The organism is Pseudomonas sp. NY15463, from assembly GCF_048068415.1.
GTDB lineage: Bacteria > Pseudomonadota > Gammaproteobacteria > Pseudomonadales > Pseudomonadaceae > Aquipseudomonas > Aquipseudomonas mosselii_C.
The window spans coordinates 277,508-291,628 of the sequence record NZ_JBLUQD010000004.1 but is presented as its reverse complement, the minus strand read 5'-3'; the positions used below and the strand labels follow the sequence as shown (position 1 = coordinate 291,628).

Here is a 14,121-nt window from a genome sequence, read left to right as displayed (position 1 = left end):
GACAGCTGCAAGCCGCAAGTTGCCAGTTGCAAGAAGAAGCAGGTCCACCTTGGGTCCGCTTGCCTTGCAGCTTGTAGCTTGCGGCTTGTCGCTTTCTGGAGTTGACACGTGATCAAACACAAGAAAGCCCAGTGGCCCTGGCATGGGCTGACCGCGCTGGTCCTGGTGGGCCTGGCGGTTAGCCTGTACCTGGCCACCTCGATGATTTCCTACGAGTGGCGCTGGAACCGCGTTCCGCAATACTTCGCCTACAAGGCCGAGGAAACCCAGCGTGCCGCCAACTACGGCACCGTCGAGCAAATCGTGGTGTCCGGCGACAACGCCCGGGTCACCCTGAAAGATGACAGCGGCACCACGCAAGTCATCGACGTGGCCAACGACAGCCTGCAATTATCGCGTGGCGACGATGTGGCCGAAGGCGATGCCATCGGCGTCACCCGTCATTGGGCCGCAGGCCCCCTGGCCTGGGGCCTGTGGACTACGTTGTGGATCTCGGTGATTTCCGGTGCCCTGGGGCTGTTGATCGGCCTGTTCGCAGGCCTCTGCCGGTTGTCCGCCAACCCGACCCTGCGCGACTTGTCGACGGTGTATGTAGAGCTGGTGCGCGGTACGCCGCTGCTGGTGCAGATCTTCATTTTCTACTTCTTCATCGGCACCGTGCTCAACCTGTCCCGCGAGTTCGCCGGGGTCGCGGCGCTGGCACTGTTCACTGGCGCCTACGTGGCCGAGATCGTGCGTGCCGGCGTACAGTCGATCGCCAAGGGCCAGAACGAGGCTGCGCGCTCGCTGGGCCTGAACGGCAGCCAGTCGATGCGCCACGTGATCCTGCCGCAGGCTTTCAAACGTGTGCTGCCGCCACTTGCCGGGCAGTTCATCAGCCTGGTCAAGGACACCTCGCTGGTGTCGGTGATCGCGATCACCGAGCTGACCAAGAGCGGTCGCGAAGCCATCACCACCTCGTTCTCGACCTTCGAGATCTGGTTCTGCGTGGCTGGCCTGTACCTGCTGATCAACCTGCCGCTGTCGCATATCGCCAGCCGGCTTGAGCGGAGGCTTGCGCAAAGTGATTGAAGTTCGTGACCTGCTGAAAGTCTTCGACACCCGCGGCATGCTGGTTCGCGCCGTGGACAACGTCACCACCCGCGTGGCCAAGGGAGAGGTGGTGGTGGTGCTGGGCCCGTCGGGCTCGGGCAAGTCGACCTTCCTGCGTTGCCTCAACGGCCTGGAGCATTTCGATGCCGGGCATGTGGCCATCGACGGCCTGCAACTGGACGATCCGAAGACCGACATCAACGCCTACCGCCGCGAAGTCGGCATGGTGTTCCAGCACTTCAACCTGTTCCCGCACATGACTGTGCTGGAGAACCTGTGCCTGGCACAGAAGGTGGTGCGCAAGCGCAACAAGGCCGAACGCGAAGCCAAAGCACACGCGCTGCTGAAAAAGGTCGGCATCGCCGAGAAGGCCAACGAGTACCCCTCGCGCCTGTCCGGTGGCCAGCAGCAGCGCGTGGCAATTGCCCGCGCCCTGGCGATGGAGCCCAAGGTGATGCTGTTCGACGAGCCCACCTCGGCGCTCGACCCGGAGATGGTCGGCGAGGTGCTGGACGTGATGAAGACCCTGGCCCAGGAAGGCATGACCATGGTCTGCGTCACCCACGAGATGGGCTTTGCCCGTGAAGTGGCCGACCGCGTGCTGTTCTTCGATCACGGCAAGCTGCTGGAGGACTCGGTGCCCCAGGCGTTCTTCGATGCGCCGAAAGACCCACGTGCCCAGGCATTTCTGCGCCAGGTGCTGTGAAGCAGTAGCAAGCTGCAAGCTGCAAGCGACAAGCAACGCCAGACCCAGAATGTAGGGATGTCGCGGTCTGGCTTTTTCTTGCAGCTTGCAGCTTGTAGCTGTTTCAGAGCCTGAAACGCCCCACCATCGTACGCAGTTCCCGCCCCAAGTCCCCCAATTCGACGCTTGATGCTGCTGTCTGCTCGCTGGCCGTGCTGGTCTGGTCCGAGGCGTCGCGCACATTGATCACGCTGCGGTTGATCTGCTCGGCCACCACGCTCTGTTCTTCGCTGGCCGTGGCGATCTGCTGGTTCATGCCCTGGATGGTCGACACGGTGCTGGTGATTTGCCCCAGCGCTTCGCCCGCCTTGCGGCTGAGTTCGACGCTCTGCTCGGTCAAGCGCTTGCTGTCTCCCAGTAGTGTCATCACTTGGTCGGTACCGCCGTGCAGGCTTTCGATCAGTTTTTCGATTTCTTCGGTGGACTGCTGGGTGCGTTGGGCCAGGCCGCGTACTTCGTCGGCCACCACCGCGAACCCGCGTCCTGCCTCACCGGCGCGTGCCGCTTCGATGGCGGCGTTGAGGGCCAGCAGGTTGGTCTGCTCGGATACCGACTTGATCACATCGAGAATCGTGCCGATCCGCTCGCTTTCCGCTGCCAGGTGGTTCATCGCTCCCAGGCAATGGTCCATCTGCTCGGCCAGTTGCTCGATCTGGCCGATCGCCTCGGCCACCACCTGATCCCCCACTTGCGCCTGCTGATCGGCCGTGGTCGCCGCCTGAGAGGCCAGTTCGGCGTTGTGTGCCACCTCCTGCACGGTAGCGCTCATCTGGTTCATGGCCGTGGCGACCTGGTCGGTTTCCTCGCGCTGCTGGCCGACACGCTGCTGGGTCTGCACGCTGACCGACGACAGTTCAGTCGTAGCCTGGGACAGTCGCGACACCCCTTTGTCGATACCGCCCAGTAGCTCGCGCAGGCTCAAGGTCATACTGCGCATGCTGCGTTGCAATTGCCCTAGTTCATCCTCACGGTGCACCTCGTCGACCTGGCTCAGGTCGCCATGAGCGATGCGCTCGGCTTGTTGCAGGGTCAGACGCAGCGGCCCGGTGATCTGCTGGCTGATCAGCAAGGCTGCCAGGCTGCCGATCAACAGGGCTATAAGCGCCACGCTGCTCATCAGGCTGCGGGCGGCCAAGGCTTGCTGGTCGCGCAGCACGACTTGGTTGTCGCTCATTTCACGGCTGCTGGCGGTGATCTGGTCGCCCAACCGCTCCATGTCGGCCTGTAGCTCTTCGACGGCGATGGCGGCGCGGGCGTATTGCTGCAACTGCTCGCGGTAGCGCGCCAGGTGATTGCTCAATGGCTCGATCAGTTGCTGAGCCTGGGGCAGCAGCGTGCGCAATTCACCTAGAGCGGCGTCGGCAGAGGCAACGGCAGGTTGGCCGACTTGCGCGAAGGCTTGCAGCGGCTCGCTGAAATAGGCTGGGCTTGCAGCGCTCTGGCTGGACATTTCGATGTGCCGGATGACCTTATCCAATAGGTAGAAGGCCTGGCTTTTCGTGGCCGTCTGATCCACTTGACTCAGCTGTACCACCAATTTTTGCTGCACCTGCGTACTGACCGTGTCCAGCGTTGTCTGCTGCGTCGTGAGTGCCTGCTGTTGCTGCTGGCGTGTGGCTACTGCCTTTTGCAGGTTGCTGAAGTCGCTCCGGTAGCGACTGACGATGTCGCGCGTGTTGGCTAGCACGCGGAGGCTTTCAGGGCTGTTGTAACGCGGGCGCATCTGGTCAAGCAGGCCTTCGATCTGCTGGATCGCACTTTCTACCTGGGTACGGCTGTGCTCGTCAGCGAGTACGCGATAGGTGATGCGCTCGGCGCGTAGGTCCTTGCTGTAGTCGTTGAGGTGGGCAATCTGGGTGAGCTTTTCCGAGCGTTCGATGGCATCGTCCAAGGCGAACCAGCCGGTCAGTGTGGTGAGCAGGGTCAGCAGCAGTACTACGGCGAATCCGCTGGCCAGTTTCGCGCGAACGCTGAGGTGGCTGAGCATCCTGTTGAAAGGTCCGAGCATGATGAGTCTCCAGCAATGGAAAGGGGTACACGCCGCAAGGCGCGGACCCTCAGCTCATCGGCCGGGGTTGCGTAGGACTGGACCTGTAAATGCTGTAGGAGATTTCCCGTGGCGTGGTGGGCATTTTGCTCGGGCGCTCATTCCGAACGCCCGAGCCGCAGATCGACTACAGCCGGAACTGGCCCACCAACCCTTGCAGGTGCGTGCCCAGGCGGGCCAGTTCGACGCTGGAGCTGGCGGTTTCTTCGCTGGCCGCGGAGGTTTGGTCGGAAATGTCGCGCACGTTCATCACGCTGCGGTTGATCTCCTCTGCGACTGCGCTTTGCTGCTCAGCGGCGGTGGCGATCTGCTGGTTCATCGCCTGGATCGATGACACCGTACGGGTGATGGTGCCCAGCGAGCCACCGGCACGGCGTGTCAGTTCCACGCTGCTGTCGGTCAGCGCACGGCTGTTGTCCATCACACTGGCGACTCGCTGGGTGCCATTTTGCAGGCTGGCGATCAACTCTTCGATTTCCTCGGTGGACTGCTGGGTACGCTGGGCCAGGCTACGCACTTCATCGGCCACCACTGCGAAGCCACGCCCGGCCTCGCCCGCACGGGCGGCTTCGATGGCGGCGTTGAGCGCCAGCAGGTTGGTTTGCTGGGCCACCGACTTGATCACATCGAGCACGCTGCCGATCTTGTCGCTCTCGGCCTTGAGCTGGTTCATCGCCTCGCTGGAGTTGATCACCTCACAGGCCAGGCGCTCGATCTGGGCGATCGCCTCACCGACCACCTTGTCGCCCTCGCGGGCTTGCTGGTCGGCCATCAGGGCGGCTTCGCGGGCCTGTTCGGCATTGAGCGCGACCTCTTGCACGGTAGCGGCCATTTCGTTCATGGCAGTGGCGACCTGATCGGTCTCGACCTTCTGGTTGTTCACCCCGGCGCTGGTCTGCTCGGTCACCGCCGACAGCTCCTCGGCAGCGCTGGCGATCTGCGTGACGCCATCGCCGATGCCGCCGATCAGCTGGCGAAGGCCCTGGTTCATGCGCTGCATGCTGGTTTGCAGCTGGCCCAGCTCGTCGCGACGCTCTACCAGCAGGTCCTGGCGCAGGTCGCCATTGGCCACGCGTTCGGCGGCGGCCAGGGTCTGGCGCAGCGGTACGATGATCTGCCGGGTGATGATAAAGGCTGCCAGCATACCGAGCAGCAAGGCCAAGGTGGTGGCGCCCCCGAGCAGGGTCTTGGCTTGCTGGGTGCCTTGGTCGCGAACGGCGGTCTGCGATTTGGTCAGTGCCTGGCTGGTTTCGAGCAGTACCTGGCCTTGGTCGGCCATGCGCTGCAAGGCTTGTTCATTGGCGCTTTGGGCGCTACCGACCTGGTTCACCGCGTCGCGGTAGGCGGCCATGGCACTGGCGGCGTCATCGAGGCTGGCGGCATATTCGGCAGGCAGGCGTGCCGGCAAGGACTTGAGCAGGGCCAGTGATTGATCGATGGCGTCGAGCGCGGTCTGCTGGAACTCGGCTTTGCCACTGTAGGTGTAGCCGCGTACCTGGAAGCGTGCCTGTTGCAGCAAGGCGCTGGCTTGCACGGCCTCCTGGTATTGCTGGATATCGCCGGCTTGCAGCAGGCGCTGCTGGGTCTTGTCCATCAGTGCAGCGGCCTTGTCGGCGCTGTCGCCCAGTACACCACGGGCGGCCTCGCGGCGTTGGGCCGCCTGGCGCAGCTCGGCGAACGCGGCTTGGTACTGACGCACGGCTTCCTGCTGCTGGAGCAGGCGTTGATGGTCGGCAGGCTGTTCGATCTGGCCGATCATTGACTGTACCTGGCGTTCGATATTGGCCAGGGCCTTTTCCAGCTCGGCCACGGCAACGTCGTCGCGGGTGCGTTCATAGTGCTGGCGGGCGATGCGCAGGTCTTGGGTGTACTGGTGGATCACCGCGATATTGCCGAGCGTGTCGCCGCGCTTGGTGACATTATCGATGCCCATCCAGCCGGTGAAGGTGATGCCTAGCGTTAGCAGCAGCACCAGCCCGAAACCGATCCCCAATTTACGATTGACGCTTATGTTCCCCAGAGTCTGGGCAAACCAACGGTACATAGACGACTCCCCGGTTCGGCAGTGCGGATTGTTGTTCTGTTGCCCATGACATCGGCGTAGCGCGGGGAAACTTGACGGCGAAAATTCTGATCAGGCCGTCAGAAAATTCTCGACAGGAGGGCCGTGACGGCTGTCTCGACCCGTAGGATGCGCTCGCCCAACTGCACCGGTTGCAGGCCTGCCTTGGCCAGCAGGTCGACTTCGTACGGGATCCAGCCGCCTTCGGGGCCGATTGCCAGGGTAACCGGGCCTTGCACCGCGCGCGGGCAGGCAGGGTAGGGGCCAGGATGCCCGACCAGACCGAGGGTATCGGCGGCGATGGCAGGCAGGCGGTCTTCGACGAACGGTTTGAAGCGTTTTTCGATGATCACCTCCGGCAGCACGGTATCGCGGGCCTGCTCAAGGCCCAGGATCAGGTTTTCGCGAATGGCCTCGGGACTCAGGAAAGGCGTCTGCCAGAAGCTCTTTTCGACTTTGTAGCTGTTCACCAGGATCAAGCGTGGCACACCGAGGGTGGCGATGGTCTGGAACAAGCGGCGTAGCATTTTTGGCCGTGGCACAGCCAGTACCAGGGTCAGCGGGAGCTTGGCCGGTGGCGGTTGGTCGAAGGCCACATGCAGTTCGGCTTCGTGGCCTTCCAGGCGAATGACCTCGGCCTTGCCCATCAGCCCACCGATGCGTCCGACCCGCAGCTGGTCACCCACCGCCACGCGATGGATCTCCTGCATGTGGGTGAAACGGCGGTCAGCCAGGACGACACGGTCGGCCGCGACGAAGTCGGCCTCCTCAAGCAGTAGCAGGTTCACGGTTGGGTCGCAGGTGGCTGGTCGTTGTGATCGTCCGCGGCTTCGTCAGGCTGGCTGCGCTTGCGAATCAGGCTGCCGCATAGCACGCCGACCTCGAACAGCATCCACATCGGTACGGCCAGTAGGGTCTGAGAGAAGATGTCTGGCGGGGTCAGAATCATGCCGACCACGAAGCAGCCAATGATCACGTAGGGACGGACCTTCTTCAGGTATTGCACATCGACCACGCCGATCCATACCAGCAGCACCACCGCCACGGGAATCTCGAAGGCGACGCCGAAGGCGAAGAACAAGGTCATGACGAAATCGAGGTAACTGGCGATGTCGGTCATCATCGACACGCCTTCGGGGGTCGCGGCGGCGAAGAAGCTGAACATCAATGGGAACACCAGGAAATACGCGAAGGCCATGCCGGCATAGAACAGCAGGATGCTGGAGATCAGCAGTGGAATGGCAATACGTTTTTCGTGGCGGTACAGGCCCGGGGCGATGAAGCCCCAGATCTGCTGGAGAATGAACGGGATCGCCAGAAACAGCGAAACGATCATGGTCAGCTTGAACGGCGTGAGGAACGGCGAGGCCACGTCAGTGGCGATCATCGTCGCGTTGGCCGGCAGGTGCGCGCGCAGTGGCGCGGAGACCAGGGTGTAGATCTGCTGGGCGAAGGAGAACAGCCCGGCGAAGATCAGGAAAATAGCGGCCACGCAGCGCAGCAGGCGGGTGCGTAGTTCGGTCAGGTGCGAGACCAGCGGCATGGGCTGGTCATGTTCCGGATTCTCGCTCATGGGGCTCGCGGGGGTTGTGGCGGCTCGGAAGGGGTTGGCGCGGCCGTCTGCGGCGAGGCAGCGGCGGCGGGCGTTGCGGGTGTTTCAGAGCTGGCCTGGCTGGTGGGCTCAGGTTTCTGCGGGTTGAGTATGCGCTTGGCGTGCTCTTCCATGTGCAGGATGTGCTCGTTGTGCAGCTGGCGGCGGATGTCGTCGGCGCCGATTTCGCGTTCGACCTCCATCTTGATGGCGTTGAAGCTGCGCTTGAGGCGGCCGATCCACAGGCCTGCGGTACGCGCGGCGCCGGGCAGGCGCTCGGGGCCGAGTACCAGCAGTGCGACCAGGCCGACGAGCAGCAGCTCGCTGAAACTGATGCCGAACATGGGTCAGTCTTTCCGCTGTGGCTCTTGGACCGGCTGGGCCTGGCCTTCGAGGGTGTGACCTTGGGCCTGCTGGGCAGTGTTCTGCTGGACTGGTGGCACAGGCTGGGCAGGTGGCGGGGTTTCGGAGGGCTTGGTTTCTTCTTCGTTCATGGCCTTACGGAAGCCCTTGATCGATTCGCCCAGGTCGCTGCCGAAGTTCTTCAGTTTCTTGGTGCCGAATACCAGTACCACCACGATCAACAGGACGATCCAGTGTTTCCAGTCGAAAATGCCCATTTTTAACTCCTGAAGTTGTGTGTCTGTCTGTCGGGCCCTGGGGGCTGCTTTGCAGCCCATCGCGGCACAAGGCCGCTCCTACAGGGATCGGCGGTCATTCGGGCGGCACGCGCTCCTGTAGGAGCGGCCTTGTGCCGCGATGGAGCGCAAAGCGCCCCCGGCATTCATTCAGACCGCGCTGCCTTTTCGTCATGCCCGGACAGCCCGAAACGACGATCCAGCTCATCGAGTACCGCCTGCGGGTGCTGGCCCAGCGCGCTGAGCATCACCAGGCTATGGAACCACAAGTCGGCGGTTTCATAGATGACATCGCTGCAATCGTTGCTGATGGCGGCGTCCTTGGCGGCGATGATGGTCTCGATGGATTCTTCGCCGAGCTTCTCGAGGATCTTGTTCAGGCCCTTGTGATACAGGCTGGCTACATAGCTGCTGTCAGGGGCGGCCTGTTTGCGTTGCTCCAGCACTTCAGCCAGGCGGTCGAGGGTGTCGCTCATGTCAGTGTCCTGCGCTGTAGATGGCGTGCGGGTCCTTCAGGACCGGGTCGACGATTTTCCACTGGCCGTTATCGAAGACGCGATAGAAGCAGCTTTCGCGGCCGGTATGGCAGGCGATATGACCCAGTTGCTCGACCATCAGGATGATCACGTCAGCGTCGCAGTCCAGGCGCATTTCGTGCAGTTTTTGCACATGCCCCGACTCCTCGCCCTTGCGCCACAGCTTGCCCCGCGAGCGCGACCAGTAGATGGCGCGTTGTTCGGTGGCGGTGAGCAGTAACGATTCACGGTTCATCCAGGCCATCATCAGCACGCGCCCGGTCTTGTGGTCCTGGGCGATGGCCGGTACCAGGCCATCGCTGTTCCACTTGATCTCGTCCAGCCAGTCTTTCATCGTCGACTCCAAACCGGGCCCGCGCTCGTACGGGCCCCTCGGCGTTAGTGTGCCAGCCAGCGGCGCGGCTGGCTATCGGCGCACGATCAGGTACAGGCCGCTTGCCAGCATCAGCCAGGCTGGCCAGGCGGTCGGGGCGCTGAGGCTGACCGCGCCAGCGGCGAGCGTGGCGCCGCCGACCAGCAGACCGGCACCGAGCAGGCGCAGCGCCCAGTTGTCGCCGACGCGGCGGCGCTCGGGCAGTTGCGGGTCGTGCAGGTGGGGTTGCGACAGGCGCTCGAGCAAGTCACGGGTCATGTCGGCCAGGTGCGGCAGTTGCTCGGCCTGGCTGTACAGGTTGCCGATCACCGCCTTGGGGCTCATGCGTTCGCGCATCCAGCGCTCCAGGAACGGTTTGGCGGTGCTCCACAGGTCCAGGTCGGGGTACAGCTGGCGACCCAGTCCTTCGATGTTGAGCAAGGTTTTCTGCAGCAGCACCAGTTGCGGCTGGACTTCCATGTTGAAGCGCCGTGCGGTCTGGAACAGGCGCATCAGTACCTGGCCGAAGGAGATGTCCTTGAGTGGCTTTTCGAAGATCGGCTCGCACACGGTACGGATCGCCGCTTCGAACTCGTTGACCTTGGTCTGCGCCGGCACCCAGCCCGAATCGATGTGCAGTTGTGCCACGCGGCGGTAGTCGCGCTTGAAGAAGGCGATCAGGTTGCGGGCCAGGTAGTCCTGGTCCTCGTCAGTGAGGCTGCCGACGATGCCGCAGTCGATGGCGATGTACTGCGGGCTCCAGGGCTTGACCGTGCTGACGAAAATGTTGCCCGGGTGCATGTCGGCGTGGAAGAAGCTGTCGCGGAACACCTGGGTGAAGAACACCTCGACACCGCGTTCGGCGAGCATCTTCATGTCGGTGCGCTGGTCGGCGAGGGTGGCCATGTCGGTGACCGGCACACCGTAGATGCGCTCCATCACCAGCACTTTCGGGCGGCAGAAGTCCCAGTACACCTGGGGTACGTACATCAGCTCCGAGCCCTCGAAGTTACGCCGCAGCTGGCTGGCATTGGCAGCCTCGCGCAGCAGGTCGAGCTCGTCGTAGATGGTTTTTTCGTAGTCGCCGACGATCTCCACCGGATGCAGGCGTCGGGCATCGGCCGAGGCGCGCTCGGCGGCCTTGGCGATCAGGAACAGCCACGCCAGGTCCTGGGCGATGACCGGCTTCAGGCCAGGGCGTACCACCTTGACCACCACCTCCTCGCCGGTTTTAAGCCGCGCGGCATGCACTTGGGCAACCGAGGCCGAGGCCAGTGGCTCGACGTCGAAACGGCTGAACACCTCGCTGACCTTGGCGCCGAGTTGTGCTTCGATCAGCGCCACGGCCTTTTGTGGGTCGAATGGCGGCACGCGGTCTTGCAGCAGCATCAGCTCGTCGGCGATGTCGGTGGGCAGCAGGTCGCGGCGGGTCGAGAGCAACTGGCCGAACTTGATGAAAATCGGCCCCAGATCTTGCAGCGCCAGGCGCAGGCGCGCGCCCCGGCTCAGCTCAAGTGGCTTGCGCGGCAGCCAGCGCCAGGGCATCAGCAGGCGCAGGCTGGCCAGCCACCATGGCAGCAAGGGCTGTTCGAACAACAGGTCATCGAGGCGGTAGCGGATCACGACGCGCTGGATGCGCAACAGACGGCGGACGGCGAGCAGCTTCATGCGTTATCGCTGGTATCAAGAATGTGGGCGAGACGACGCAGGCGCGCCTCAAGGCGTTCGATGTCGACTTTCAGCGCATCGAGTTCGCTGAACGCCGCTTCGGCTTCACGTTGGCCGACCAAAGTGCGGGACTCCTCGGCCAGGTACTCCGAAAGGTTCTGGCTGAAACGGGCCAGGCCTTGTTTGGTCCAGCGCGCGCGCAGGCGCACATGGCCAGCCAGCAAGGCGGTTGGCACCGGGCCGAGCCAGCGTTGCAGCTCGTGTTCCCAGTCCAGTTCGAGGTCTTGCAGCACGCCGAACAGGTCGAGGAGCACGGCGCTGTCACCGTGCAACTGGACTTGCGGGCTGTGCAGCACGGCCGTCTTGTCCTTGGCCAGGGCTAGCTGCGCCAGGCGCCCGGCCGGGGCGCGCAGCGTGCAGTCGACCTCGCCTTCCCAGTGGGCGGCGAGCATCAGACCCTCTTCATCGGGCAGCACGAATAGCTTGAGGGCCGGCTGTAGGCAGTCGATCTCGACCACCTTGCCCTCCAGCGCGGCGAGGCGCGGCAACGCGGTGCTGTCCATGCGCAGCACACGGTTGATGCCGTGCTCGGCGCTGGCGAGAAGGCCGGCCAGGAGCATCAGGGCTTGATCCCCCGGTGCACGGCAACGATGCCGCTGGTCATGTTGTGGTAGGTGACGCGGTCGAAGCCGGCCTCGACCATCATGCTTTTCAGGGTTTCCTGGTCAGGGTGCATGCGGATCGACTCGGCCAGGTAGCGGTAGCTCTCGGAGTCATTGGTGATCAGCTTGCCAGCCAGCGGCATGAAGGCGAACGAGTACGCGTCGTAGGCCTTGGACATGAGTTTGTTGGTAGGTTTGGAGAACTCCAGCACCAACAGACGTCCGCCTGGCTTGAGCACGCGCAGCATCGAGCGGATGGCTTCGTCCTTATGGGTGACGTTACGCAGGCCGAAGGCGATGGTCACGCAGTCGAAGTGGTTGTCCGGGAACGGCAGCTTTTCGGCATCGGCCTGCACGAACTCGATGTTGCCGGCCACGCCACGGTCGAGCAGGCGGTCACGGCCGACCTTGAGCATCGATTCGTTGATGTCGGCGAGCACCACCTGGCCGGTCGGGCCGACCAGGCGCGAGAACTTGGCGGCCAGGTCGCCCGTGCCACCGGCGATGTCCAGCACGCGGTTGCCGCTGCGTACGCCCGACAGTTCGATGGTGAAGCGCTTCCACAGGCGGTGCATGCCGCCGGATAGCACGTCGTTCATCAGGTCGTACTTGGCGGCGACGGAGTGGAACACTTCGGCGACTTTCTTCGCCTTTTGGCTCTCAGGCACGTCCTGGTAGCCGAAATGGGTGGTGGGTTCGGCGTGGTCGCCTTTGCGCGGGTCGGTCATATCGCTTCACCAGAAAAAAATTACGGCCATTCTAGGGGCTACGGGCGGATTTGTCTTGGCGGGGTGTGCCGCATGCAGGTGGCGGGCATAATGGCGATTATGTCTTTGTCCTCAGGATCACCCGCATGACCCAGATCAGCGTCGAACGCAAACATACCCTCGGCCGCGAGGCCGCCCGTGCCAAGGCCGAGGTGCTGGTTGAAAAGCTGACCCGCGAATACGACCTCAAGGCCAGCTGGAGCGGCGATCGCGTCGACGTCTCGCGCAGTGGCGCCAATGGCAGCGTGCAGATTTTCGAGGACGCCATCCGCGTCGAACTCAAGCTTGGGATGATGCTGTCGATGATGAGCGGCACGATCAAGGGCGAGATCGAGCGGGCGCTGGACAAGGCGCTGGCCTGAGAGGGGCAGCTGCAAGCTTCAAGCTTCAAGAAAAAGCGGCGATCTGCTTTTGCTTGCAGCTTGCAGCTGCTCTTAGGGTGAGAATTCTAATTTCCTTCCCTACCTTATGCTCAAGCCCAAACCCCACGGGCAGTTCCTCCCTCCCTAGCATGAGCATGAGGTGCAGAGCATGGCCAAAGTGAACCTGAAGCAAAAAGATGAAACCCAGGGCACCCTGGGCGAGGTGCGCGGCTACGCGCGCAAGATCTGGCTGGCGGGCATCGGTGCCTACGCCCGCGTCGGCCAGGAAGGCTCCGACTACTTCAAGGAGCTGGTCAAGGCCGGCGAAGGCGTCGAGAAACGCGGCAAGAAACGCCTGGACAAGGCGGTCGATGCCGCCAACACCCAGATCGACGAAGCCACCCAGGAAGTCGTCCGCGTACCAGGCCGGGTCGAGGCCCAATTGGACAAAATCGAGAAAGCCTTCGACGAGCGCGTAGGGCGCGCCTTGAATCGCCTTGGCATTGCGTCTAAACATGACGTTGAGGCGTTGTCCATCAAGCTTGAACAGCTGCACGAGCTGCTTGAGCGCGTCGCGCACAAACCATAAGGAGAGCAGGATGGCTGGCAAGAAGAATTCCGACAAAGAAAGCAGCTCCTGGGTCGGCGGGATCGAGAAATATTCCCGCAAGATCTGGCTGGCAGGGCTGGGGATCTACTCCAAGATCGATCAGGACGGTCCGAAGCTGTTCGACTCGCTGGTAAAGGATGGCGAGAAAGCCGAAAAGCAGGCGAAGAAAACTGCCGAAGATGTGGCCGAAACCGCCAAGTCTTCGACCACTTCGCGGGTCTCCGGTGTCAAGGACCGTGCCCTGGGCAAGTGGAGCGAACTCGAAGAAGCCTTCGACAAGCGACTCAATAGCGCTATCTCGCGCCTGGGCGTGCCCAACCGTAACGAGATCAAGGCACTGCACCAGCAGGTCGACACGCTGACCAAGCAGATCGAGAAACTCACCGGTGCGTCGGTAACGCCGATCTCCAAGGCCGCCGCCAGCAAGACGGCGGCCAAGCCATTGGCCAAGGCCAAACCTGCCGCCAAGGCCGCCGCTGCTAAACCGGCTGCCAAGCCCGCGGCGAAAACCGCAGCGGCAAAACCGGCGGCCAAGCCAGCGGCCAAACCGGTTGCGGCCAAGCCAGCTGCCAAACCCGCTGCGGCCAAGAAGCCTGCGGTGAAGAAGACCCCGGCCAAGCCGGCTGCCGCCAAGCCAGCCACAGCTTCGGCCGCTACCGCAGCGCCTGCGCCGAGCGCAGCCCCGGCCAGCAGCACCCCGTCGGCACCGGCAAACACGACCACCCAGGCCTGAACCGCGTCGTCTTGAGCGCGAGCAAGCCCGCTCCCACAGGGCCTTACAAACCCTGTAGGAGCGGCCTAAGGCTTGGCATCATGCAAGACCGTCGGGGCTGCTTCGCAGCCTTCGCGGCACGAGGCCGCTCTCATAGAACTACACATAACTTGTTGATTTAGCAGGGACCTGTGGGAGCGGGCTTGCCCGCGAACACCGGCGAAGCCGGTGCCATACACCGAGTCGCCTGCTTCGCGGGCAAGTCGGGGCGCCGAAC

At 63.2% G+C, this 14,121-nt stretch carries 16 protein-coding genes and 2 pseudogenes; 5 read left to right on the top strand and 13 right to left on the bottom strand.

Annotated features, from left to right (window positions below):
• Window positions 1-108 precede the first annotated feature (108 nt).
• On the top strand, window positions 109-1,071 hold the full coding sequence (locus tag ACNFIC_RS12105) for an amino acid ABC transporter permease (protein WP_138219271.1): 963 nt from the start codon (window positions 109-111) through the stop codon (window positions 1,069-1,071).
• The gene (locus ACNFIC_RS12100) at window positions 1,064-1,798 is read left to right on the top strand and encodes an amino acid ABC transporter ATP-binding protein (RefSeq protein ID WP_138219270.1); all 735 of its coding nucleotides are present in this window, start codon (window positions 1,064-1,066) and stop codon (window positions 1,796-1,798) included. Before ACNFIC_RS12105 ends, ACNFIC_RS12100 begins: the two co-directional genes overlap by 8 nt.
• Before the next feature lie 103 nt (window positions 1,799-1,901).
• On the opposite strand, the gene ACNFIC_RS12095 is transcribed toward ACNFIC_RS12100, so the two are convergent.
• The 13 genes and pseudogenes from ACNFIC_RS12095 to ubiE all read right to left on the bottom strand — a co-directional run bounded on the left by ACNFIC_RS12095 (window position 1,902) and on the right by ubiE (window position 12,121).
• A complete protein-coding gene (locus ACNFIC_RS12095) occupies window positions 1,902-2,606 on the bottom strand; it encodes a methyl-accepting chemotaxis protein (protein ID WP_416781175.1) in 705 nt (234 codons plus the stop codon).
• A gap of 198 nt (window positions 2,607-2,804) precedes the next feature.
• Window positions 2,805-3,824: pseudogene (locus ACNFIC_RS12090) on the bottom strand (methyl-accepting chemotaxis protein); the annotation flags it as partial.
• A gap of 187 nt (window positions 3,825-4,011) precedes the next feature.
• Window positions 4,012-4,725: a methyl-accepting chemotaxis protein gene (locus ACNFIC_RS12085; RefSeq protein ID WP_416781174.1), complete on the bottom strand. Its 714-nt coding sequence runs from the start codon at window positions 4,723-4,725 to the stop codon at window positions 4,012-4,014.
• A gap of 147 nt (window positions 4,726-4,872) precedes the next feature.
• Window positions 4,873-5,817: pseudogene (locus tag ACNFIC_RS12080) on the bottom strand (methyl-accepting chemotaxis protein); the annotation flags it as partial.
• 209 nt (window positions 5,818-6,026) lie between these two features.
• Window positions 6,027-6,734 (bottom strand): 16S rRNA (uracil(1498)-N(3))-methyltransferase, encoded by a 708-nt coding sequence (locus tag ACNFIC_RS12075; protein WP_138219266.1) that lies wholly within the window; start codon window positions 6,732-6,734, stop codon window positions 6,027-6,029.
• Complete coding sequence (gene tatC, locus ACNFIC_RS12070; protein ID WP_416781073.1) at window positions 6,731-7,519, bottom strand: twin-arginine translocase subunit TatC; 789 nt, start codon at window positions 7,517-7,519, stop codon at window positions 6,731-6,733. Before tatC ends, ACNFIC_RS12075 begins: the two co-directional genes overlap by 4 nt.
• Window positions 7,516-7,881: a Sec-independent protein translocase protein TatB gene (gene tatB / locus ACNFIC_RS12065; RefSeq protein WP_416781072.1), complete on the bottom strand. Its 366-nt coding sequence runs from the start codon at window positions 7,879-7,881 to the stop codon at window positions 7,516-7,518. The genes tatC and tatB overlap by 4 nt, the downstream gene beginning before the upstream one ends.
• A gap of 3 nt (window positions 7,882-7,884) precedes the next feature.
• On the bottom strand, window positions 7,885-8,157 hold the full coding sequence (locus ACNFIC_RS12060) for a twin-arginine translocase TatA/TatE family subunit (protein WP_138219263.1): 273 nt from the start codon (window positions 8,155-8,157) through the stop codon (window positions 7,885-7,887).
• A gap of 164 nt (window positions 8,158-8,321) precedes the next feature.
• Window positions 8,322-8,651, bottom strand: a complete 330-nt coding sequence (locus ACNFIC_RS12055) for a phosphoribosyl-ATP diphosphatase (protein WP_138219262.1) — start codon at window positions 8,649-8,651, stop codon at window positions 8,322-8,324.
• 1 nt (window position 8,652) lies between these two features.
• Window positions 8,653-9,045, bottom strand: a complete 393-nt coding sequence (gene hisI / locus ACNFIC_RS12050; protein ID WP_138219261.1) for a phosphoribosyl-AMP cyclohydrolase — start codon at window positions 9,043-9,045, stop codon at window positions 8,653-8,655.
• 72 nt (window positions 9,046-9,117) lie between these two features.
• On the bottom strand, window positions 9,118-10,731 hold the full coding sequence (ubiB, locus tag ACNFIC_RS12045) for a ubiquinone biosynthesis regulatory protein kinase UbiB (RefSeq protein ID WP_138219260.1): 1,614 nt from the start codon (window positions 10,729-10,731) through the stop codon (window positions 9,118-9,120).
• Entirely contained in the window at window positions 10,728-11,351 is a 624-nt protein-coding gene (locus ACNFIC_RS12040; RefSeq protein ID WP_138219259.1) for a ubiquinone biosynthesis accessory factor UbiJ, read from the bottom strand. The genes ubiB and ACNFIC_RS12040 overlap by 4 nt, the downstream gene beginning before the upstream one ends.
• Window positions 11,351-12,121 (bottom strand): bifunctional demethylmenaquinone methyltransferase/2-methoxy-6-polyprenyl-1,4-benzoquinol methylase UbiE, encoded by a 771-nt coding sequence (gene ubiE / locus ACNFIC_RS12035; protein WP_138219258.1) that lies wholly within the window; start codon window positions 12,119-12,121, stop codon window positions 11,351-11,353. The genes ACNFIC_RS12040 and ubiE overlap by 1 nt, the downstream gene beginning before the upstream one ends.
• 125 nt (window positions 12,122-12,246) lie before the next feature.
• On the opposite strand from ubiE, the gene ACNFIC_RS12030 reads away from it, so the two are divergent.
• From ACNFIC_RS12030 to ACNFIC_RS12020, 3 genes are all read left to right on the top strand, one after another.
• Window positions 12,247-12,522: a polyhydroxyalkanoic acid system family protein gene (locus ACNFIC_RS12030; protein ID WP_416781071.1), complete on the top strand. Its 276-nt coding sequence runs from the start codon at window positions 12,247-12,249 to the stop codon at window positions 12,520-12,522.
• A 169-nt stretch (window positions 12,523-12,691) separates the two neighbouring features.
• Window positions 12,692-13,111, top strand: coding sequence for a phasin family protein (locus tag ACNFIC_RS12025; RefSeq protein WP_138219256.1), 420 nt, complete (start codon window positions 12,692-12,694; stop codon window positions 13,109-13,111).
• A gap of 10 nt (window positions 13,112-13,121) precedes the next feature.
• The gene (locus ACNFIC_RS12020) at window positions 13,122-13,865 is read left to right on the top strand and encodes a phasin family protein (RefSeq protein WP_416781070.1); all 744 of its coding nucleotides are present in this window, start codon (window positions 13,122-13,124) and stop codon (window positions 13,863-13,865) included.
• Window positions 13,866-14,121: the final 256 nt, after the last annotated feature.